The organism is Aeromonas sp. R2-3 (assembly GCF_040908375.1).
GTDB lineage: Bacteria > Pseudomonadota > Gammaproteobacteria > Enterobacterales > Aeromonadaceae > Aeromonas > Aeromonas veronii.
Map to the genome: position 1 here is coordinate 271,269 of NZ_JBFODP010000027.1, position 19,632 is coordinate 290,900.

19 protein-coding genes are annotated in these 19,632 nt (G+C 58.6%); 12 read left to right on the forward strand and 7 right to left on the reverse strand.

All coding sequences use genetic code 11. From position 1 onward, the window contains the following. Positions 1–16: 16 nt before the first annotated feature. From AB5Z02_RS13820 to mltB, 3 genes are all read left to right on the forward strand, one after another. The gene (locus tag AB5Z02_RS13820; protein WP_368216326.1) at positions 17–667 is read left to right on the forward strand and encodes an ATP-binding cassette domain-containing protein; all 651 of its coding nucleotides are present in this window, start codon (positions 17–19) and stop codon (positions 665–667) included. Positions 668–681: 14 nt separating this feature from the next. Beyond that, complete coding sequence (locus AB5Z02_RS13825) at positions 682–1,296, forward strand: CDP-alcohol phosphatidyltransferase family protein (protein ID WP_368216188.1); 615 nt, start codon at positions 682–684, stop codon at positions 1,294–1,296. 132 nt (positions 1,297–1,428) lie between these two features. Then, entirely contained in the window at positions 1,429–2,520 is a 1,092-nt protein-coding gene (mltB, locus tag AB5Z02_RS13830; RefSeq protein ID WP_368216190.1) for a lytic murein transglycosylase B, read from the forward strand. 48 nt (positions 2,521–2,568) lie between these two features. On the opposite strand, the gene AB5Z02_RS13835 is transcribed toward mltB, so the two are convergent. Next, a complete protein-coding gene (locus AB5Z02_RS13835; RefSeq protein ID WP_058058051.1) occupies positions 2,569–3,051 on the reverse strand; it encodes a MarR family winged helix-turn-helix transcriptional regulator in 483 nt (160 codons plus the stop codon). A gap of 95 nt (positions 3,052–3,146) precedes the next feature. Here AB5Z02_RS13835 and AB5Z02_RS13840 point away from each other — a divergent pair, with 95 nt between their 5' ends. After that, positions 3,147–4,028: a DMT family transporter gene (locus tag AB5Z02_RS13840; protein WP_368216191.1), complete on the forward strand. Its 882-nt coding sequence runs from the start codon at positions 3,147–3,149 to the stop codon at positions 4,026–4,028. Positions 4,029–4,113: 85 nt separating this feature from the next. On the opposite strand, the gene pgm is transcribed toward AB5Z02_RS13840, so the two are convergent. Both pgm and seqA read right to left on the reverse strand, forming a co-directional pair. Next, positions 4,114–5,763, reverse strand: coding sequence for a phosphoglucomutase (alpha-D-glucose-1,6-bisphosphate-dependent) (gene pgm, locus AB5Z02_RS13845; RefSeq protein WP_021231101.1), 1,650 nt, complete (start codon positions 5,761–5,763; stop codon positions 4,114–4,116). Between the two features lie 58 nt (positions 5,764–5,821). Further along, positions 5,822–6,331, reverse strand: a complete 510-nt coding sequence (seqA, locus tag AB5Z02_RS13850; RefSeq protein ID WP_180343400.1) for a replication initiation negative regulator SeqA — start codon at positions 6,329–6,331, stop codon at positions 5,822–5,824. 274 nt (positions 6,332–6,605) lie between these two features. Between seqA and AB5Z02_RS13855 the strand changes: the two genes are divergently transcribed. The 4 genes from AB5Z02_RS13855 to fldA are packed head-to-tail and all read left to right on the forward strand — an operon-like array spanning position 6,606 to position 8,546. Continuing rightward, positions 6,606–7,388, forward strand: a complete 783-nt coding sequence (locus tag AB5Z02_RS13855) for an alpha/beta fold hydrolase (protein ID WP_368216192.1) — start codon at positions 6,606–6,608, stop codon at positions 7,386–7,388. A gap of 55 nt (positions 7,389–7,443) precedes the next feature. Continuing rightward, positions 7,444–7,665: a DUF2788 domain-containing protein gene (locus AB5Z02_RS13860; protein WP_005334296.1), complete on the forward strand. Its 222-nt coding sequence runs from the start codon at positions 7,444–7,446 to the stop codon at positions 7,663–7,665. A 20-nt stretch (positions 7,666–7,685) separates the two neighbouring features. Further along, positions 7,686–7,982, forward strand: coding sequence for a LexA regulated protein (gene ybfE, locus AB5Z02_RS13865; RefSeq protein WP_005334297.1), 297 nt, complete (start codon positions 7,686–7,688; stop codon positions 7,980–7,982). 39 nt (positions 7,983–8,021) lie between these two features. Beyond that, a complete protein-coding gene (gene fldA, locus AB5Z02_RS13870; protein WP_005334298.1) occupies positions 8,022–8,546 on the forward strand; it encodes a flavodoxin FldA in 525 nt (174 codons plus the stop codon). Positions 8,547–8,636: 90 nt separating this feature from the next. Here fldA and AB5Z02_RS13875 read toward each other — a convergent pair whose 3' ends face one another. After that, the gene (locus tag AB5Z02_RS13875; protein WP_058056010.1) at positions 8,637–9,110 is read right to left on the reverse strand and encodes a DUF4442 domain-containing protein; all 474 of its coding nucleotides are present in this window, start codon (positions 9,108–9,110) and stop codon (positions 8,637–8,639) included. A gap of 241 nt (positions 9,111–9,351) precedes the next feature. On the opposite strand from AB5Z02_RS13875, the gene fur reads away from it, so the two are divergent. Beyond that, entirely contained in the window at positions 9,352–9,780 is a 429-nt protein-coding gene (gene fur, locus AB5Z02_RS13880; protein WP_005334301.1) for a ferric iron uptake transcriptional regulator, read from the forward strand. A gap of 116 nt (positions 9,781–9,896) precedes the next feature. Here the strand turns inward: fur and glnS are convergent, their stop codons facing one another. The 3 genes from glnS to nagE all read right to left on the reverse strand — a co-directional run bounded on the left by glnS (position 9,897) and on the right by nagE (position 16,177). After that, positions 9,897–11,558: a glutamine--tRNA ligase gene (glnS, locus tag AB5Z02_RS13885; RefSeq protein WP_005334302.1), complete on the reverse strand. Its 1,662-nt coding sequence runs from the start codon at positions 11,556–11,558 to the stop codon at positions 9,897–9,899. Between the two features lie 355 nt (positions 11,559–11,913). Beyond that, positions 11,914–14,577, reverse strand: coding sequence for a beta-N-acetylhexosaminidase (locus tag AB5Z02_RS13890; protein WP_005334304.1), 2,664 nt, complete (start codon positions 14,575–14,577; stop codon positions 11,914–11,916). A gap of 121 nt (positions 14,578–14,698) precedes the next feature. Then, a complete protein-coding gene (gene nagE, locus AB5Z02_RS13895) occupies positions 14,699–16,177 on the reverse strand; it encodes an N-acetylglucosamine-specific PTS transporter subunit IIBC (protein ID WP_368216193.1) in 1,479 nt (492 codons plus the stop codon). A gap of 273 nt (positions 16,178–16,450) precedes the next feature. Here nagE and nagB point away from each other — a divergent pair, with 273 nt between their 5' ends. From nagB to AB5Z02_RS13910, 3 genes are read left to right on the forward strand one after another with little or no spacing between them, the layout of a single operon-like run. After that, positions 16,451–17,251 (forward strand): glucosamine-6-phosphate deaminase, encoded by an 801-nt coding sequence (gene nagB, locus AB5Z02_RS13900; protein ID WP_257697219.1) that lies wholly within the window; start codon positions 16,451–16,453, stop codon positions 17,249–17,251. A gap of 9 nt (positions 17,252–17,260) precedes the next feature. Next, positions 17,261–18,406: an N-acetylglucosamine-6-phosphate deacetylase gene (nagA, locus tag AB5Z02_RS13905; protein ID WP_021231107.1), complete on the forward strand. Its 1,146-nt coding sequence runs from the start codon at positions 17,261–17,263 to the stop codon at positions 18,404–18,406. Positions 18,407–18,410: 4 nt separating this feature from the next. Continuing rightward, a complete protein-coding gene (locus AB5Z02_RS13910; protein ID WP_005334312.1) occupies positions 18,411–19,625 on the forward strand; it encodes an ROK family protein in 1,215 nt (404 codons plus the stop codon). The last annotated feature ends 7 nt before the right edge of the window (positions 19,626–19,632 follow it).

Below are 19,632 nucleotides of genomic sequence, written 5' to 3' on the forward strand. Positions count from 1 at the left end.
CGATAGAAACAGCCATATGCTGAGCACCACGCCTCTTCGACTTTACCTTGATGAAAATCTGCTGCTCTCGCTCCCTGCCCTGCAGGTGGCACCCGGCGAGGTATTGACCCTGATGGGGCCCAGCGGCTGTGGTAAAAGCTCCCTGCTGGCGGGGCTGGCCGGAGTACTACCGAGCGCGCAGACAGAAAATGGCCCGATCCGGCTGGAGGGGGAGGTAAGGCTCGGCGAGCGGCAACTCAACACCTTGCCTGCGCAAGCGCGGCGCATCGGCATGCTGTTTCAGGATGACCTGCTGTTTGACCATCTGACGGTGGCGGAGAACCTGATGTTCGGCATGCCAGCGACCATCAAGGGAAAACGCGCGCGGCGGGAAAAGGCGCTGACCGCATTGGCTCTGGTCGCGCTGGCGGATCAGGCTGACAAGCTGCCACAACTGCTGTCAGGGGGGCAGCGGGCGCGGGTCAGCCTGCTGCGGGCACTGTTGGCCGAACCCGACACCCTGCTGCTGGACGAGCCCTTCTCCCGCCTCGACAAGCCGCTGCGGGCCGCCTTTCGCGAGCTGGTATTCGCGCAGATCAAAGCGCTGGCCATCCCCGCCATTCTGGTGACCCACGACGAAGAGGATGCGCCGGGCACCATACTCAACCTCACCGAATGCCACTGTTAACCGAGGAGTTCACCTTGTTTGATCGCCATCTAATCCCCGTGATCCGCAGCCCCCTCACTCAGCTTGCCAAACCGCTCTGCAGTGCCGGGATCAGTGCCAATCAGGTGAGCCTCACCGGCTTTGCCATCGGTATGCTGGCGCTGCCGCTGCTGGCCTTTGGCTGCTATCCGTGGGCGCTGGCGGCCATCCTGCTCAACCGGCTGCTGGACGGGCTCGATGGCGCCGTGGCGCGGGAAACCGGCATCACCGACTGCGGCGGCTTTCTCGACATCACGCTGGATTTTATCTTCTACGCCGCCGTGGTGCTGGGCTTTGCCCTCGCCGCTCCCGCCAATGCACTACCCGCCGCCACCCTGCTGTTTGCCTTTATGGGCACAGGGTCGAGCTTTCTGGCGTTTGCCATCATGGCGGGCAAGCGGGGGATCGACAATCCGGTCTACCACCACAAATCCCTCTACTATCTGGGCGGCCTCACCGAGGGGAGCGAGACCATCGCCCTCTTTGTGCTGATGTGCCTGTGGCCCACCGCCTTCGCCCCGCTCGCCTACGGCTTTGCAATGCTCTGCGCCATCACCACCCTGACCCGGCTCTGGAGCGGTTACCACACCCTGCGTCCCCCCCAGCCATAAACAGCACAGCCCTCACCGGAGGGCTAATCCATCGCACGATGAATTGGCGGCAAACAAGGCACACGGAACACTTGCACGGGGATGACAATGTTTTACCATGACGGCACTTTTATCAGTCTCTTTGAGAACCCTATGCGTCGCCTTGCCTCTCTTCTCACTCTGTCGTTATTCCCCCTGCTCGGTGGCTGCAGCAGCGCCCCAGCGCCAAAGCCCGTGGTCGTCCCCCAGCCCAAGAGCGCCTTTATCAATCAGGCGCCATCGAGCAAACCCGTTTATACACAAGGGGTTAGCAAGGGGGACTTCGCCAATCGCCCAAACGTGGACCGGTTCGTCCAGAAAATGGTCGAGAAGCACGGTTTTGACAACGCCCAGCTGCATCAGGTGCTGGCACAGGCAGAGCGTTACGACTGGATCATCCGCCTGATGGATGCCCAAGCGCCGACCACCGCCAAGCCCACCGGCCCGACCGGTGCCTGGAACCGCTATCGCGCCAAGTTCATCACCTCCGACAACGTACAGAACGGCGTCAACTTCTGGCGTGAATACGCAAGCGAGCTGAACCGGGCGGAGCAGGTCTACGGGGTGCCGCCTGAGATCATCGTCGGCATTATCGGGGTCGAGACCCGCTGGGGTCGGGTGATGGGCAAGACCCGCATTCTGGATGCGCTGGCCACCCTGGCATTTGATTACCCGCGCCGTGCCGAGTTCTTCACGAGCGAGCTGGAAGCCTTCCTGGTGATGACCCGCGACGAGGGGATGGACCCCACCGAACCCAAGGGCTCCTATGCGGGCGCCATGGGCTACGGCCAGTTTATGCCCTCCAGCTTCCAGCGCTATGCGGTGGACTTTGACGGCAACGGCCATACCAACCTGTGGGATCCGGTGGATGCCATCGGCAGCGTCGCCAACTACTTCAAGGCCCACGGCTGGGAGAAAGGTCAACCGGTTGCAGTACGCGGTCAGGGCCAACTGCCCGGCTATGAGCACGGCTTCCAGACCCGCTACCCGGTGGCCACCCTGCGCCGCGCAGGGCTCACCCCCACCAGCAGCCTTGGCAACCACAGCGAGTCGAGCCTGCTGCGCCTCGATGTCGGCACCGGCTACCAATACTGGTACGGCCTGCCCAACTTCTACACCATCACCCGCTACAACCACAGCACCCACTACGCGATGGCGGTATGGCAGCTGGGGCTGGCGGTGAAAGAGGCCAAAGGCGGTTACTGAGTCAGGTACTGATTTGCCAACAAAAACGGGCCTGCTGGCCCGTTTTTGTTATTCGTTTTCCAGCAACCAGCGTTTGAGCAGTGCCGCTAACTGAGCCTGCTCCGCCTCGGTCAGTGGCGCCAACAGGCGACGCTCGTTGGCCACGTGCAGCTCAACCGCTCGGTCGATAAGCGCTTTGCCCGATTCGGTGAGGCTGACCAGCAGGCTGCGCCGATCGCTGGGCGCCGCTTGCCGCTCTATCAGTCCCCGCTCGGCCAGCTTGTCGAGCCGGGCCGTCATGGCACCCGAACTCAACATGGCCGATTGGTAGAGCACTGTCGGCGTCAGTGGCTCACCCGACCGACGCAGGGTCGCCAAAATGTCGAAGTCCGTGCCAAGCAGGCCACACTCCTTGAGCTCTTCACTCACCTCACGACCGGCAATTGCCGCCATCCGGGCTACCCGACCCAGCACCCCCATAGGAGAACAGTCGAGATCCGGTCGCTGCCGGGCCCACTGAGCCAGCAGCAGGTCTACATGATCTGATTCCATCGCCAACCACTTATCTTTATATCGAGATACTTGATGATAAATCAATTTGGCGCTAATTTATCTTCACTTAAAGATACTTTGTGAAGAGATAAATAATGCCAATGCTGATCGCCTTGCTGGCTCCACTGCTGTGGGGCAGCACCTATGCTGTCGTCAGCCTCTACCTGACTGACTACTCACCCTACTGGGTTGCCGTATGGCGGGCACTGCCTGCCGGGCTGCTCTTGTTACTGTTGCATCCGCGCATGCCGCCTCTGCCCTGGGGCAAGCAGTTCCTGTTGGCGTTTTGCAACATTGCCGCCTTCTTCGCTTTGCTGTTTGTGGCGGCCTTCCGGCTGCCGGGGGCAGTAGCAGGTACACTTGGTGCCACCCTGCCGCTGGTGCTGATGCTACTGGCCTGGTTGCAAGATGGCACACGACCAAGCCTGAAATGGCTACTGCTGGGATTGATGGGGCTGGCTGGGGTATTACTGTTGCTCAACCCCTCTGCCAATCTGGATCCTGTCGGAGTTGCATGCGCCATGCTGGCCACCGTGCTGATCGGCCAATCCAGCCGCTGGATGCGCCACTGGCCGGTAAACGATCTGCTGGCGCTGACCGCCTGGCAATTGCTGCTTGGGGGCTTGATGCTGATCCCGCTCGCCTGGTGGCTAGCTGGCCCAATGCCGTTACCGGATCCGGCCAGTGCGCCGGGATTGCTCTGGTTGATCCTGCTCAACACCGCGCTGGGCTACTGGGCCTGGTTGTGGGGATTAAAGCACCACGGCCCGAAGGTGATGGGCATGCTGGCCCTCACCAATCCCATGATGGCTGTGTCGCTTGGGGTATTGATGGTGGGTGAAACCCTGGATGTCAGCCAGTGGATCGGCATCGGGGTGATCCTGCTCTCACTGTTCCTGATGAAGCTGCCAGCACGCCCCTTCTTCAAACGTTGGCAAGCCCGCCGAGCGAGTACAGGGATCTGTAACGAGGCGTAAAACCAGACCACCTCAACCCGCGTATAAACAAGAGGAGCCATTGCGGCTCCTCATTTTAGTCAGCGGTCAGTGACTGGAAGGTGGCTTATACGCCGGCCTTGGCCAGTGCCGCGGAGACGATCTGCTGGGCTTCCTGCTGGATGAGGTCGAGGTGCGCGTCGCCCTTGAAGCTCTCCATGTAGATCTTGTAGATAGACTCGGTGCCGGAGGGGCGCGCCGCGAACCAGCCATTCTCGGTCACCACCTTGAGGCCGCCGATGGCGGCATCGTTGCCCGGCGCCTTGGTCAGCTTGGCGATGATGGGCTCACCAGCCAGAGTTGAGGCTTCTACCAGTGCCGGATCCAGCTTGGAGAGCACCGCTTTCTGGGCGCTGTTGGCCGGGGCGTCGATACGGCGATAGCTGGAGCGGCCAAACTTGGCTTCCAGTGCGTCGTAGTGAGCCTGCGGATCCTTGCCGGTCACCGCCAGAATTTCCGCCGCCAGCAGCGCCAGAATGAAACCATCCTTGTCGGTGGTCCAGACGGTGCCATCTTTGCGCAGGAAGGAGGCGCCCGCGCTCTCCTCGCCGCCAAAGCCGAACTCGCCGCTGTAGAGGCCATCCACGAACCACTTGAAGCCGACCGGCACCTCTTTCAGGGTGCGGCCAATCTCACCGGCAACCCGGTCGATCATCGAGGAGGAGACCAGCGTCTTGCCGACGGCCGCATCCGCAGACCAGCCGGTACGATGGGTAAACAGATACTGGATCGCCACCGCCAGATAGTGGTTCGGGTTCATCAGGCCTGACTTGGTGACGATGCCGTGACGGTCGTAGTCAGGGTCATTGCCAAGGGCGATGTCGAACTTGTCCTTGAGCGCGATCAGGCTGGCCATGGCGAACGGGCTGGAGCAGTCCATCCGGATCTTGCCGTCTTTATCCAGGGTCATGAAGGAGAAGGTCGGGTCGACCTTGTAGTTCACCACCTCGATGTTCAGGCCATAGGTCTTGGCAATGACGTCCCAGTAGGCGACGCCGGATCCGCCCAGCGGATCGACACCGATCTTGATGCCCGCGTTCTTGATGGCATCCATGTCCAGCACGTTCTTCAGATCATCCACATAGGGGGTGACATAGTCGTGCTCGACCACGAACGGGCTCTTGAGCGCCTCGGCGAACGGCATCCGTTTCACGCCAGCAAGACCCGCTTCCAGAATGGCGTTGGCACGGTCCTCCACCCACTTGGTGATCTCCCCTTCGGCAGGGCCACCGTGGGGCGGGTTGTACTTGAAGCCACCATCTTCCGGCGGGTTGTGGGACGGGGTGATCACCACACCGTCGGCGCGCGCGGCAGGCTTGCCCGCGTTATGGCGCAGGATGGCGTGAGAGATGACCGGGGTCGGGGTAAAACCGAGGCCAGCCTGAATGCGGGTCTCGACGCCGTTGGCCGCCAGCACTTCGACGGCGCTGGCAAAAGCGGATTCGGACAGGGCGTGGGTATCCATACCGACAAACAGCGGGCCAGTGATACCGGCCTGCTGGCGATACTCCACCAGGGCCTGGGTCACCGCCAGAATATGGGATTCGGTAAAGGCGCTGTGCAGGGCGCTGCCACGGTGGCCGGAGGTACCGAAGGCAACCCGCTGCTCGGGGCGGCTCATGTCCGGCTTGTTGAGGTAGTAGGCGCTGACCAGACGGGGGATGTTGGTCAGATCGCTTAAACGGGCCGGTTGACCGGCGTGGGAATGCTGAGCCATGGCGTTTTCCTTGCGTAATGGCGGCCTTGCCGGGCAAGGCCTGAGTCTTGAAGAATCGTTAAATGGCGCCACACACCTGCGCGATCACCTCTTCGCCATAGCCCATGCTGGCCATCAGCTGGGCAACCATGTTCTGTTTGCGGCTGGTGTTGGTGTTGGTGATCACCCAGAACGGGGTCTCCGGTACCGGCTTGGGCTTGGTGGTGCTGCCACTGGCACGCAGAGCCTCGGGATCCTGCGAGAAATAGACGCGCTTGCGCCCCTTGATTTCGGTGGCCTGGGTAAAGCCTTCCGGGTTATCCCGGTAGAGGGTACTCAGCACCAGCATAAAGCGGTTGATGGACTTCTCTTCCTTTTGCAGCTCACCGGAATCGAGCAGGGCTTGCAGCCCTTGTCGGGTGGCTACCGCACTGGGCTGCGCGACGGCAACGGGCTCGGCAACCGGCACACCTTGGTGAGCAGGCTGTTCCAGCAGACGGCGCAGGATATCGGAGGCACTCTCACCGATGTGCCGGGTCTGGCTGGCGATATAGAAGTAGAGATCGTCATCAAGCTCGATGGTTTTCATAGGGATGCGCTGGACTCGTCGAAATTCGGATGCGGCGATTATACATAGGCAAACCCGACAGCCCAAGCAAGGGGCTGGCAGATGTACATGAATCTCATCGAGAATACGGCATAATAGCGGGCCAAGTGTGTGATCAGCCGCACTGATAGCCGATCCGGACAGGATTTTTTAGAAAAAAAACCACATAAAATCCCAATCCATTGGACGAAATCCTTTTCTTTCCAGTGCGTTAAATAAAACAGCGATACGCACCCACGACCGACAAGGTGTCATTTTGCAACAAAACAGCATATTGAACTTCAAGGAGCAGGGTCAGGGCCCGGCGGTCATTCTGATCCACGGCCTGTTTGGCAGCCTCGACAACCTCGGCCTGCTGGCCCGTGCCCTCTGCGAACAGTACCGGGTCATCAGCGTCGATCTGCGCAACCACGGCGCCTCCTTTCATAGCAGCGAGATGAGCTATCCGGCGCAAGCAGCCGATATCCTGGCCCTGATGGATCGGCTGAATATTGCCGAAGCGACCCTGATTGGCCACTCGATGGGCGGCAAGGTAGGGATGCAGGTCACCAAGCTGGCGCCTGCACGTGTAAGCCGTCTAGTCGTCGCCGATATGGCGCCGGTCGCCTATCCCCATTCCCGCCACCAGAATGTGTTCGCCGGACTCAACGCCACCCTGCATACGCCGCCGCAAAGCCGTAGCGAAGCGGAAGCCATGCTGGCGCAACACATCGAGATCGCCGGGGTACGCCAGTTCCTGCTCAAATCGTTCGCCAAAGGCGAGCATGGCTGGGGTTGGCGCTTCAATGTGCCCGCCCTTGAGCAAAACTACGCCAACATCATGGGCTGGCCAGAGGATGACCGCCGCTTCGAAGGGCCTGTGCTCTTTATCAAGGGGGGGGATTCTGACTATATGCAGCCCCAATACAGCGAGACGGCACTGGCTCAATTCCCGGCGGCAAAGGTGCGTGTCATCGCGGGTACCGGCCACTGGCTGCATGCGGAAAAACCGGCTCTGTTCAACAAATTGGTTGTGGATTTCCTGTCGACAGGCGGTTAACAGTTTCAAATCCTTTGTGATATAGTGCGCCCGTCATAAGGAGTGTGCGCAATCCATGCTAAGTGAACATATCGACCTGATCGAAAGTTTGGGCCTCAAGCTATTCTTTGTGGCCATTTTCATATTGATTGGCCTGGCCATTCAGGACGTGCTCAAGCGCGGCAACGTGCCCCGTTTCGGTCGTTTTATCGTCTGGTTGGTACTGTTTCTGGGTTGTGCGGGTTTTGTCGCCAAGGGGCTGATCGAACTGGGCTGGGAAGGCTCAGGACTCGGCTAACTTATTTTCATCTGTGATGTATGGCCAAACAGCAAACTGATCGAACAACACTGGATCTGTTCGCAAATGAGAAGCGCCCCGGCAGGCCAAAGACCAATCCACTCCCCCGCGAGACCCAGCTCAAGATCAACAAGCGTAACCAGCTTAAGCGCGATCGGGAAAATGGGCTGAAGCGGGTAGAGTTAAAGGTGGAGGCCGAGTTGCTGGAGCGCCTGAACCAACTTGCGTTACAACAGAACATCAGCCGAGCCGAGCTGATCCAATCTATCCTGAAACAACAGATTGAGTCCGCCTTTGCGGTGGACATTGCAGTCTGAGCGTTGAGCATTAACACCAAATACGGGTAACTAAACACTATGGCAAGTGTAGGTCTGTTTTTTGGCAGCGATACCGGTAACACCGAAGCTGTCGCCAAGATGATCCAGAAAGAGCTGGGCAAAAACCTGATTGAAGTCCGTGACATCGCCAAGAGCAGCAAGGCCGACATCGAGAGCTTTGATCTGCTGATGTTCGGCATCCCGACTTGGTACTACGGCGAAGCCCAGGCCGACTGGGACGACTTCTTCCCCGATCTGGGCGAAATCGACTTCACCAACAAGCTGGTCGCCATCTTCGGTTGCGGTGATCAGGAAGACTATTCCGAGTACTTCCTCGATGCCATGGGCACCCTGCGCGACATCGTCGAAGCAAAAGGCGCCATCATCATCGGTCACTGGCCGACTGCCGGCTACGAGTTCGAAGCCTCCAAGGCGCTGGTTGATGACAAGCACTTTGTCGGTCTGGGTATCGATGAAGATCGCCAGCCGGAGCTGACCGCCGAGCGCGTCAAGGGCTGGTGCAAGCAACTGCACGAAGAGATGTGCCTGGGCGAGCTGGAGTAATCCGCTTCCCCTCATATCTCTGACAACAAGGGCCCCGACGGGGCCCTTGTTGTATCTGCAAGTGGCGATGCCTGCCTTTATTCACCCCTGTTATTCCCCTCTGTGCTCCGGTTTGGCCCGCACATAGAGGGTGCGCTTGACCTGCGCCACCAGCTCGCCGCTCTTGTCCTGCACCGAGACCTCGAATTCTGGGAAGTGTTTGTTGCCACCTTCGGTCGCCGCCACGATTTCGGCCAGCTTGCCCTCGGTCAGGTTAAACTCGGCCACCAGCTTGCCCTTGCCCGGCTTGATGTAGTTGATGCTGCCCGCCTTGTCCCAGACGTAATAGCGATTCTTGAAGTAGCCCATCAGCATCAGCGGATAAATGGGGTCAGTCATGGCAAACATGCTGCCGCCAAACTGGGTGCGGTTGGCATTCTTGTTCCACCAGCGGGATTTGAGGGTCACCCGGCAGTAGCGAAAGTCATCGCTCAGGGTCTCTATCTTGATACCGGCGCCCCAGAAAGGGGGCCAGGCGTTGAGTGCACGCCGCACCCAGGCCGCATTGTCAAAAAGCCAATCCATGGATCTCATCCGACCAGAATATGAAAGTTACATCTTATCAACATCTGCCATGCCAGCAAGTCGGACGACACGATTGATTATTTCAATCCAATCGGCCATTTATGGCTAAACCCCTTGAATTGCTGGGTTTATTTTTAGGGAGGCTACGACCTATAATGACAGGCCAAGCGAGTTCAAGGTTGCCATTCCTGCGGCAGTCCATCAGAATAACCCCACCTTCGAGAATGCGAATAAGTAGAATATGGCAGACAACAACCAAGCGTTAAAAAAGGCCGGGCTCAAGATCACCTTGCCCCGGGTCAAAATCCTGGAAATCCTGCAACAGCCGGACTGCCAGCACACCAGCGCCGAAGATCTCTATAAACGACTGATCGACCTGGGTGAAGAGATTGGTCTCGCTACCGTCTATCGCGTTCTCAACCAGTTTGATGATGCCGGTATCGTTACCCGTCACCACTTCGAAGGTGGCAAGTCGGTATTCGAGCTGGCCACTCAGGAGCACCACGACCACCTGGTTTGCCTCGACTGCGGCAAGGTGATCGAGTTCTCCGACGAGGTGATCGAACAGCGTCAGCGCGAGATCGCCAAGAAATTCAATATCCGTCTCACCAACCACAGCCTCTACCTCTACGGTCACTGTGCTACCGGTGAGTGCAAGCACGACGAATAAGTCGGCCGCGACTTGCAGATAACGGACAATAAAAAAGCCAGCATCAGCTGGCTTTTTTATTGTCCGGCGCAGGCCGTTGGCATCGCACAGGGCAGGGTCTCCCCTGCCCCATCGGCTTAGCCTTCGACTTTGCCCCAGGAGTCGCGCAGGGCAACGGTGCGGTTAAACACCAGATGCTCCGGGCTGGAGAGCTTGTTGTCGGCGCAGAAGTAACCTTCACGCTCGAACTGGTAAGCCTGCTCCGGCTTGGCGTTCTTGAGCGAAGCCTCGACACGGGCCCCCTCGATGATCACCAGGGATTCCGGGTTCAGCGCAGCTTCAAAGTCATCCTCGGCGCCCGGGTTCGGCACCTTGAACAGACGGTCGTAAAGACGCACTTCCGCTGGCAGGGAGTGAGTGGCGCTGACCCAGTGGATCACCCCTTTCACCTTGCGGCCATCGGCCGGATCCTTGCCCAGAGTCTCGGGGTCGTAGGAGCAGTAGATGCAGGTGACCTTGCCATCGGCATCTTTCTCGATGCGCTCGGCCTTGATCACATAGGCATTGCGCAGACGCACTTCCTTGCCCAGCACCAGACGCTTGAACTGCTTGTTCGCCTCTTCTTTGAAGTCCGCTTCATCGATGAAGATCTCGCGGGTGAAGTTCAACTCGCGGGTACCCATCTCGGCATTGCTCGGGTGAGCCGGGGCAGTCAGCACTTCGTCGGCAGCCAGGTTCTCGATGACCACTTTCACCGGATGCAGCACGGCCATGGCGCGCGGCGCATGCTCGTTGAGGTCTTCGCGGATGCAGGCTTCCAGCATACTCATCTCGACGATGTTGTCCTGCTTGGTGACGCCGATGCGCTTGCAGAACTCGCGGATGGAGGCCGGGGTGTAACCACGACGACGCAGACCGGAGACGGTCAGCATGCGCGGGTCATCCCAACCATCGACGTGCTTCTCGGTCACCAGCAGGTTCAGCTTGCGCTTGGACATGACGGTGTATTCGAGGTTCAGACGAGAGAACTCGTACTGACGGGGGTGGCAGTCGATGGTGATGTTGTCCAGCACCCAGTCGTACAGACGACGGTTGTCCTGGAACTCCAGGGTACAGATGGAGTGGGTGATCCCTTCCAGCGCGTCCGAGATGCAGTGGGTGAAGTCATACATCGGGTAGATGCACCACTTGTCACCGGTCTGGTGATGGTGGGCAAACTTGATACGGTAGATAACCGGATCACGCATCACCATGAAGGGGGATGCCATGTCGATCTTGGCGCGCAGGCAGGCGGTGCCTTCGGCGAACTCGCCGTTCTTCATCTTGGCAAACAGCGCCAGGTTTTCTTCCACACTGCGATCGCGGAACGGGCTGTTCTTGCCTGCTTCAGTCAGGGTGCCACGGTACTCGCGCATCTGCTCGGGGGTCAGCTCGTCCACATAGGCCAGACCCTTTTCAATCAGCTCGATGGCGTAGCCGTGCAGCTTGTCGAAATAGTCGGAGGAGTAGCAGATCTCGCCATTCCACTGGAAGCCGAGCCACTGTACGTCCTGCTTGATGGACTCTACGTACTCGATATCTTCCTTCACCGGGTTGGTGTCATCGAAACGCAGGTTGCACTGGCCCTGATAGTCGCGGGCGATGCCGAAGTTCAGGCAGATGGATTTGGCGTGGCCGATATGGAGATAACCGTTCGGCTCGGGCGGAAAACGGGTATGCACGCTGCTGTGCTTACCGCTGGCCAGATCTTCATCAATGATCTGACGAATAAAGTTAGTTGGGCTGTTCGCCTGACTCATGGCTCACCTCAAAAAAGCGTCACTGGCGGAAGTTGTGCCGGCTGGCACCCTCATCCCCCCGCCGTCAAGCCGGGTATGATCCCTTATTACGGGCGCTGTCTCAACCTGAATTTGGCACTTCCGGGCCATTTCCCGGCCATTGCACCGCTAAAAACGGCGTAGCTTGCCACATTGCACACTAAATGCATAAAAAAGCCCCGCACAAGGCGGGGCTGAAAGTGATGAAAAACACAAAACAGACAATTACACACAACAAAGGCTCACACGCACAGTCAACCTTTCCCAAACCCGATGCGCCATCGCCCTTGGGAAAGGCGGGTCTTGCGACCCACCTCATGTTAACGGTTGACTGCTATCAGTTCAGTTCGGTGACACGGCTGGTGCGCTTGCCATCGAAGCTGGTGGTACGCAGGTAGACCTTGCCATTCACGCTCGGCTTGGCCGCGGCGTCATAGGCACTCCAGTTGGTACCGTCCAGGCTGTACTGGATGGGCAGACCCGGCAGATCCACGTTCGCTTCCAGCACACCGTTCACTACCTTGGCACCCGGTACGGAGAGGCGGTATTCAACACCGGCCTGATCCAGTTTCGGCAGCACGCGCTGACCCAGTACGTTGGCAAACTGGTTCCACTCTTTGTTGAGGGTGGCCTTGTTGACGAACTTGGTCTCGCCGGAGAACTCACGACCCTTCACATAGTTCAGCTCGAAGCCACCTTTGTGCCAGGCACGCTCGGCCACGGAGAAGATACGCGGGTAGACCATGTACTCGTACTGAGCATCGGTACGCACGGTTTCACTCCACTGCTGACCGGAGATCCCCTTGAACTTGACCGGATCCTGGTCACCCTTGGCCACGAAGGCGTTGCCATCGCGGTCAACCGAGGTCTCGGCGTTCTGTGGCAGGTTTTCCGGGGCGAAGGCAAACACCTTGCGAGTGTCGTTGAAACGGGTAGCCCAGTAGTAGCCACGCTCGGCCGGGTGGACTTCGTTCGGGAAGTCGAAGTAGAGGTAATCCGGGTTGGACAGCACCACTTGGTAACCCTTGTGCGCCCACTTCATCGCTTCGTTGAAGCCACCCCAGTAGAGGGTTTCCCAGAAGTTGACACGGGTGTTGTCGGTGGCGAAGTCCTTGGCACCGCTGGCGTACTTCAGACCATCTTCCCATGCCTGCAGGGTAGAGAAGCCGCGGTCTTTGACCATCTGGCCCACTTCCTTGGCGAAGTAAACCGGCAGCTCGCCCACTTCCTTGATCTTGCCTTCATCGATCATCTTCTGGCACATCGGGGACTTGCCAAACGGTTTGTCCTGCTTGCTGGAGTCGACGTTACCTTTCCAGGCGACCAGCTCTTCTTTCTTGGTGACGGCCGGATCCTGATAGCCACCGCCCTGCATGATGTTCTTCGCCTCATCACCACCGTAGTGCCATGCGGTCAGCGGCTGACCGGCGGCCTGGTGCATCTGGGCAACTTCATCCATTACCTTGGCCACGAAGGTGGCAGCACCCGGCTGGCAAGGGTTGATGAAGGACATCTTGTCGTAGAACTGGACCGAGGTGACGTTGGAGGTGTCAGCCGGATCAGTCAGACGGAACTGGTTGGCTTCCGCTTCTTTGCCTTCCGCCATCAGACGCTTGTAGCGCGCTTCCATGGAGACCACGGCAGCACGGGCGTGAGCCGGCATGTTGATCTCGGGGATCACGGTCACACCGCGGGCCTTGGCATAACGCACCAGATCCACGTAGTCAGACTTGCTGTAGAAACCGGAACCCTGGTTGTCGCTGGTCGGGCCGGAACCCAGTTGCGGCATCAGGCACTTGGTTTCGGACTCGTCGTGGCAACGCTGGCTACCGACCTGGGTCAGCTCCGGCAGACCCGGGATCTCCAGACGCCAGCCTTCATCGTTGGTCAGGCCAAGGTGCAGCACGTTGAGCTTCATGGCAGACATCTGGTCAACCAGCTTCTTCATGGTATCCAGACTGCGGAAGTGGCGGGCCACGTCGGTCTGCATGCCACGGTATTCAAAGCGCGGCGCATCCTCGACGGTCATCGGGCTCACCAGCTTGTCATCAACACCCAGCAGGGAGATCAGGGATTGTGCACCCCAGAATGCCCCGTCGATGTCGCGACCCTGGATCACTGTGCCCTTCTGACCGATGGTCATGTCATAGCCTTCAGCCTGCTTGAGCTTGCTGCCGAGCTTGATGGTCACCGGGTAGCCGGTGTCGGAGAGGGTAACACCCAGCTTGGTCAGTTGAGCCTTCAGGGCCTCGGCGCGATCGCTCGGCAGATCCAGGGCATTGAGTTTGATGGTAGAGAAGTCAACCTGCGGACCCGCTTTGACTACCTGCTTCATCGGGGTCGGCAGGATCTGGTTGTCAATCTTGCCAGCCGGCAGCAGGGTGCTGGTCTGGTTGGCCGCGAAACGGGTCTCACTGTTCATCAGGATGTTCTTGTCATCCTTGGTACGCTTCCAGCCATCAGCCGGCATCGGCTTCTCGTAGGTGCTGGCATCATTGATGTTGCTCATGCTGGCCAGTACTTTCGGCTCGGCACCTTCGCTGGCGACATACCAGTTCGGCATGATGTCAGATTCGAACAGTACCCAGTATTCCACCACCAGCGGCACTTCGACCGTGGCATCCTTGGCAAAGCCCTGGAACTTCTCGGTTGGCGTCAAACGATAGAGATCGCCGGTCAGGTGAGTGATGGTGAACTGGTCGTTATCCACACGCTGGATACGACGGATGGAGGAGACGTAGATGCTCCAGTCTTTGGAGGTCACGTCCGCACCGGTATTGGTCAGGTGCAGCTTGGCAACGCCACAGCTTGCCCACTCGGAACCGAGCGCCTGGCAATCGAGGCCGGCACCGGCACCGTCGTTGGTGACCACTTCATACTTGACCACCAGGTTGTTGGCGAGGGAGTCGACCACGGCCTGCTTGGCGGCATCGGCTGCCTGGACCTGGCTGACAAAAACGGTAGACATGGCAATGGCTAACAGAGAATGTTTCAAGTTCATAACTGCTGCTCTCATTTGAAGTAAAGGTTGGATTTTCTTGGCTTTTTTATATGGGGCCCCTGAGCGGGGCCCTTAGTTATGTCAACAATGGACTTAGACTTGAGGTGAGCGAGTCGCTCGATTAACGCAGGGCTTTCATCTCACCGGCGATGATTTCGGCCAATGGGCCCAGAATCACCTGCAGGTTCTGCTCACCGAGTTTGACCACACCGGCCGCACCCAAGGCTTTCAGCTTGCGCTCATCGACGATGCTGCGGTCTTTCAGAGTCAGACGCAGACGGGTGATGCAGGCATCGATGGAGACCAGGTTCTCTTGACCACCCAGCACTTCCAGGTATTGCTTGGCCAGCTCGGTACGGTTGGTAGATTGAGCGGCAGCCGGAGCAGTCTCTTCGTCATCTTCACGACCCGGGGTTTTCAGGTTCAGCTTGACAATCACTACGCGGAACACGGTGTAGTAGAGGCCGAAGAAGACCAGACCCTGAGGGATCAGCATGTACCAGTTGGTCGCCAGCGGGTTACGGCTGGAAAGCACCATATCCACCAGACCGGCACTGAAGCCGAAACCGGCCATCCACTGCATGGAGGCAGCGATGAACACGGAGATACCGGTCAGTACGGCGTGGATGACATACAGTACCGGCGCCACGAACATGAAGGAGAACTCGAGCGGCTCGGTTACACCGGTGAAGAAGGAGGCAAAGGCAGCTGCGATCATGATGGAAGCAACTTTCTCTTTGTTCTCTTTCTTGGCGGAGTGGTAGATGGCCAGAGCGGCACCCGGCAGACCGAACATCATGATGGGGAAGAAGCCAGCCTGGTACATACCGACCACGCCTTTCACCTGCTCCAGGCTCTTGCCAGCGGCCAGAGCGGCATCGATGGTAGCCTGACCACCCAGGAAGTTCGGGATGTCGTTGATACCGGCCACGTTGAACCAGAACACGGAGTTCAGGGCGTGGTGCAGACCGATCGGGATCAGCAGACGGTTGAAGAAGGCGTAGATACCGGCACCGGTAGAGCCCAGGCTCACGATGGACTCACCGAAGGAGACCAGACCACCGTAGATTGCCGGCCATACGGCCATCAGGATGAAGGATACGACGATCATCACCACGGAGGTTACGATCGGTACCAGACGACGACCGGAGAAGAAGGAGAGTGCCTTGTGCAGCTCGACGCTGCTGAATCGGTTGTACAGCTCAGCGGCGATAACACCACACAGGATACCCACGAACTGGTTGCTGATCTTGGCAAACGCGGCAGGAACCTGCTCCACCGGGATGCTCTTGATCTGGGCCACAGCGCCCGGGCTCAGCAGGGTGGTAACGACCAGGAAGCCGACCAGACCTGCCAGCGCAGCAGAACCGTCTTTATCCTTGGACATACCGTAAGCGACACCGACTGCGAACAGTACGGACATGTTATCGATAATGGCTGCGCCCGCTTTAATCAGGAAGGCAGCCAGCGCACTGTCACCACCCCAACCATTCGGGTCAATCCAGTAGCCAACCCCCATCAGGATCGCTGCGGCAGGCAATACCGCTACCGGCACCATCAGGGCACGGCCGATCTTTTGCAAATAACCGAGAATGTTCACGGTTCCTCTCCTTAGTTAATGTTTTTCTAGAAATTAAGTGCTTATCACGTTTGACGCATAAGCCATCAAGGCTTGATTGGCAGTCTAGGGCTTTTATTTCGCTGCGCAAATTAATAAACCGATAATCGTGATCGTTATCACCCAAACAAGATAAAGGTGGTGGATAGATGTGGCTTAGTTCGCAATCTTTATTTACGCTATAAAACAACTTGAATCCGTCTTAGCCAATTGCCACCGCCAAACCGGTCGCAACCCGACACAGAGGTATCCCATATGCGCCTGATCCCGTTGAAATCTGCCAGCCAAGTAGGCCTGTGGTCTGCTCGTTACATCGTTGACCGCATCAACGCGTTCAAGCCGACCAGCGATCGCCCTTTCGTACTGGGCCTGCCCACCGGTGGCACCCCGCTCAACACCTACAAGCGCCTGATCGAGTTGCACAAAGCCGGTGAAGTGAGCTTCCAGAACGTGGTCACCTTCAACATGGACGAGTACGTCGGCCTGCCGGAAGATCACCCGGAGAGCTACCACAGCTTCATGCACAACAACTTCTTCAACCACATCGACATTCGTCCCGAGAACATCAACATCCTCAATGGCAATGCCGAGGATCTGGTGGCCGAGTGCAAGCGCTATGAAGACAAGATCAAGTCCTACGGCAAGATCCACCTGTTCATGGGTGGCGTGGGTAATGACGGCCACATCGCGTTCAACGAACCGGCCTCTTCCCTCTCCTCCCGCACCCGGGTCAAGACCCTGACCGAAGATACCCGTATCGCCAACTCCCGCTTCTTCGGCGGCGACATGGAGCAGGTGCCCAAGCTGGCCCTGACCGTGGGTGTCGGCACCCTGATGGATGCGGAAGAGATCATGATCCTGGTCACCGGTCACGGCAAGGCACTGGCCCTGCAGGCCGCCGTGGAAGGCAGCGTCAACCACATGTGGACCATCTCCACCCTGCAACTGCATCCGAAGGGAATGATGGTGTGCGACGAGCCCTCCACCATGGAGCTCAAGGTCAAGACCGTTCGCTACTTCCAGCAGCTGGAAGCCGCCAACATCGGCCGTCTGTAAGGAGTCGCCATGTACGCATTGACCAACTGCACCCTCTACACCGGCAGCTGCGTGCTGACCGGCTACGGGGTGCTTATCGAGGGCGACAAGATTGTCGCCATCTCTCACCTGGCTGAACTGCCTGCGGGCATCGAGCAGATTGACCTCAAAGGCGCCAACCTGACCGCCGGTTTTATCGACGTGCAGCTCAACGGCTGTGGCGGTGTGATGTTCAACACAGACATCACGGTCGAGACCCTGGCAACCATGCAGGCGGCGAACCTCAAATCCGGTACCACCAGCTTCCTGCCGACCCTGATCACCAGTCCGGATGCGGATATGAAGCAGGCCGTTGCGGTGACCCGTGACTACATGGCGGCACACCCCAACGAGGTGCTGGGCGTCCATCTGGAAGGGCCTTACACCAACCTCAAGCGCAAGGGGATCCACCCTGCCGCGCAAATTCGCCAGCCAGCGGACGAGATGATCGACTTCTTCTGCGCCAACGCGGATGCCATCACCAAAATCACCCTGGCTCCGGAGCGCAACGAGCCGGCCCATATCCGCCGTCTGGTGGAAGCGGGCATTCTGGTCTCGGCCGGTCACACTGCCGCCAGTTACGATCAGGCCATGGCCGGGTTCGATAACGGTATTCGCTTTGCGACCCACCTCTACAACGCCATGACCCCGACCCTCAACGGTCGCGAACCGGGTGTTGTGGGCGCCATCTATGATCGCAAGGATGTCTACGCGGGCATCATCGTCGATGGCCACCATGTGCACTGGGCCAACGTGCGTCTGGCTCACAAGGCGCTGGGGGAGCGACTGGTGCTGGTCACCGATGCCACCGCAGCAGCCGGAGCGCCGGAAGGCTTTGAGAAATTTGATTTTTGTGGCACCACCGTCTTTTTACGCGATGGTCAGTGTGTCGACGAGAATGGTACACTCGGCGGTTCCTCCCTCACCATGATTGAGGGGGTGGAAAATCTGGTCAAGCAGGTCGGATTACCGCTCGATGAAGCACTGAGAATGGCCAGCCTCTACCCCGCTCGCGCCATTGGATGGGACTCACGTCTCGGTAGTATCCAGGTCGGTAAAGTAGCCAACCTCACTGTCTTCGATCAGGACTTCACGGTCCGTGGGACCGTGGTTAACGGACACTACACACAACAGTGACATCATGACTGGCGGACAAATAGCAAACGTAGATCTTATCAAGCAGGTCAACAGTGCAGCCGTGTATCGGCTCATCGACCTGCAAGGCCCCATCTCCCGGGTCAAGATTGCCGAGTTGAGTCAGCTGGCCCCGGCCAGCGTGACCAAAATAACCCGGCAACTGATCGAGCATGGCCTGATCAAGGAGACCTCTCCGCAAGCCTCAACCGGCGGGCGGCGTGCCATCTCCCTGACCACCATCAAACATCGCTTTCAGTTTGTCTCTGCCAAGCTGGGCCGCGGCTACCTGCAACTGAGTCTCTATGACCTCGATGGCAAGGAGCTCGACCAGCACGTCATTCAGGTGACCGAGATCGACCAGCAACCCGTGGTCGACATGCTGCTGCGAGAGATTGGCGCCTTTATCGATGCCAACCGCGAACGCTGTCGCAACCTCATCAGCATCGCGCTGACCATGCCGGGTCTGGTCAACCCGGAATCAGGCATGGTCATCTACACCCCCAAGTACCAGATCCGCAATCTGGGACTGGCGAAGCTGCTTGAGAACCACTTCAACCTCCCCTGCTACGTGGGCAACGATACCCGCTCGCTGGCGTTGGCCGAACACTTCTTCGGCGAGTCCCGCGACTGCATGGACTCCATTCTGGTGAGTGTCCATCAGGGGACGGGCTCGGGGATCATCACCAAGGGTCAGGTGTTCCTCGGTCAGAACCGCAACGTCGGCGAGATCGGCCATATCCAGGTCGAGCCGCTCGGCAAGCGCTGTCACTGTGGCAACTTCGGCTGCCTCGAGACCATCGCCTCCAACGAAGCGATCATCGACAAGGTGAAGGAGCTCATCAGCCGCGGTCACCAGAGCGCGCTGCAAGAGAAGCACATCACCATTCAGGAGGTGTGCAAGGCGGCGCTGGCAGGTGATGAACTGGCCCGCAGCGTCATCGAGAACGTGGGTGAGCATCTGGGACGGGCAGTGGCCATCACGGTCAACCTGTTCAACCCGCAGAAGGTGCTGATCGCCGGTGAAATCACCGCCGCCGAAGAGATCCTCTTCCCGGCCATCCGTCGCTGCGTCGAGCATCAATCCCTGCCGAGCTTCCACCGTGGCCTGCCCATCGTGAAAGCCCGTTTCCAGAACCAGCCGACCTATGGCGGCTTTGCACTGGTCAAGCGCGCCCTGCTGGAGGGAGATCTGCTGCAGATCATCATGGAGCAGAAGTAAGACACTG